The following is a 2,229-nucleotide window of genomic DNA, read 5'->3' on the forward strand; positions in this document are numbered from 1 at the left end:
TTAGTCATGATGACTGGTTTTGGGCACTCTAAATTTCTGCAATCAATTGTTCTTGTCATTGTTTTTCCTTTGTGATTAGTATTTCAAACCTTGAAACTGATTTTGGATTATAGCTAAAAAATATTAATTTTTTAAAAGGATTTGTGCTGTGAAATTTGCTATAAAAGAGAGTTTGACCCTGCGTAAGTCGCAAGGTCAAGGTTGATTATTTTAAATTTGTGTAAGATTTCTCGTAGTCAGATACTGGGATCTTGTTTTCCTTAACAAGCTCTTGATACCAGTAGTGGTGAAGTACATAAACCTCTTCTTCTTCTTTGTATCCAGTGACCATTGACCAGATAGCGCCATGTATAGCGATCGCAGCCATATAAATATGAACTAGGAAAAATACCGCACAGACGATGCCAAGGCAGTTGTGGATAACTACGCTATATCTTAAAAGATCGATTTGAGAGATACCAAACCAACTAGCAACTGCTGGCTCTTTAATATCCATGAAATACATGATCGCACCAGTGATGATCATCACGATACCACCAGGGATAGCGATCCAGTACCATGCCTTTTGACCAGCGTTAAATTTACCAGCAGGGACTGGTTTTTTCTTCTTTGATAGATAACCACCAACTATCATCATCCATCTGATGTCATAAACAGCTGGAAGCATTCTGATAGTCCAAGCAAATAACATAGGAAGCACAGAAATAGCAAATATAATAGTCGCTATATCGTGCAAGTATCTACAGAAACGCACAAATGTGCCACCGCCAAGCTCTGCACCCCACATAATGATGATGCCAGTTGGCACTAAGATGATCCAAGAGATCGCAGCTAAGCCGTGAGCTATACGTTCGATCAGTGAAAACGCAAATACTTTTTTGCCATCGTGACTAAAGTGTTTTGGTCCGATGATCAAGAAGTGTAGCACGAACGCGCCGATAACAGCTAAAATGATAGAAAGTGCAGCTATCGCGAAGTAGTCGTTGCCTTGTATAAAAGTAAATATCGGGCCCCAGCCATGCTCATAAGGCTTGATATTTTCTATCCTCTGTGCTGCCCAAATGGTGCTGTCAAATTGATTGACGCCAGTTGGTCCTTCAATGGCCATTGCCGCAACGGACAATGTAAAAAGTAGAGTAAGAATTCTCGTCATTTTATTCCTTTATTTGCTAAAGCTTAAATGATTTAAGCTTTGGTTAAATATGCTAAAATCACACAGCTATGCCGTTTTGTGGCTATTATATCAGAGCTAATCACAAGCAAACCTTAGCAAAAAAGATTACTAAAATTTTTATAAAAAATATTTAAGTTTTATTAATTTTGATAAACGCTGATATAAATTTTGAGCAGTAAAAATCTCAATTTTTTACCTAAAAACGTGGTTAAAATCAAATTTGGAAATGGTGCTAGATAAATTTGAATATTTTTATCAAAAAACCAATGATTTATAAATTTAGCTTTTTAACTCAAAATACCTTATTAAATTTATATTTTCTCAAAATTGAATTAAAATATCAAAAGCATTTTAGTTCTCTATTAAAAGGCGAAGCAATGGACATTTACGCTCTTATCTTTGATGATTACGAGACGCTTGATCTCATGGGTCCGGTTGAGTTTTTAGCCAGAGTGCCTGAGCTAAATTTAAATTTTGTTTCATTTGAGGGCGGGACAAAAAGAAACAAGCAGGGCTTTGAGATAAAAACAAAAAAGCTTGCCAAAATGCCAAAAGAGAGCGTTTTGCTAGTTCCTGGAGGTCAGGGCACAAGGACGCTTGTAAATGGTAGTGAGTTTATCTTAAAGCTTAAAGAGTGCGTTTTGGCATCTAAATTTTGCCTAAGTGTATGCACGGGCTCGGCGCTCATCGCTCGCACTGGAGAGCTTGACGGCCTTAAGGCTACATCAAATAAAAGATCGCTTGAGTGGGTAAAAAGTTGCGGCAAGGCTGTAAAATGGCAAGAGCGCGCTAGGTGGGTGAGGGCTGGTAAATTTTATACAGCTTCAGGTGTGGCTGCTGGCATGGATATGGCGCTTGGCTTTATCGGCGATCATTTTGGCAAGGAGCTAGCCCAAAATATCGCAAACGAAACTGAATACAACTGGCAAAAAAGCTCAAAGATAGATAAATTTGCCAAAATTTATGGGTATTAAATTTTAAAATTCTAGATAAAGTCAGAAAATTACTAAATTTAGCGATCAAATTTCGATTTTAAATTTAAAAAGATAGCAAGC

2 protein-coding genes are annotated in these 2,229 nt (G+C 37.3%); one reads left to right on the plus strand and one right to left on the minus strand.

The window, feature by feature from the left end; translation table 11 throughout:
• Window positions 1–205: 205 nt before the first annotated feature.
• Window positions 206–1,153 (minus strand): formate dehydrogenase subunit gamma, encoded by a 948-nt coding sequence (locus tag CYP77_RS09350; protein ID WP_021092159.1) that lies wholly within the window; start codon window positions 1,151–1,153, stop codon window positions 206–208.
• Window positions 1,154–1,551: 398 nt separating this feature from the next.
• Between CYP77_RS09350 and CYP77_RS09355 the strand changes: the two genes are divergently transcribed.
• A complete protein-coding gene (locus CYP77_RS09355) occupies window positions 1,552–2,148 on the plus strand; it encodes a DJ-1/PfpI family protein (RefSeq protein WP_103567955.1) in 597 nt (198 codons plus the stop codon).
• Window positions 2,149–2,229 lie beyond the last annotated feature (81 nt).

It is taken from the genome of Campylobacter concisus, assembly GCF_002913865.1.
GTDB lineage: Bacteria > Campylobacterota > Campylobacteria > Campylobacterales > Campylobacteraceae > Campylobacter_A > Campylobacter_A concisus_AM.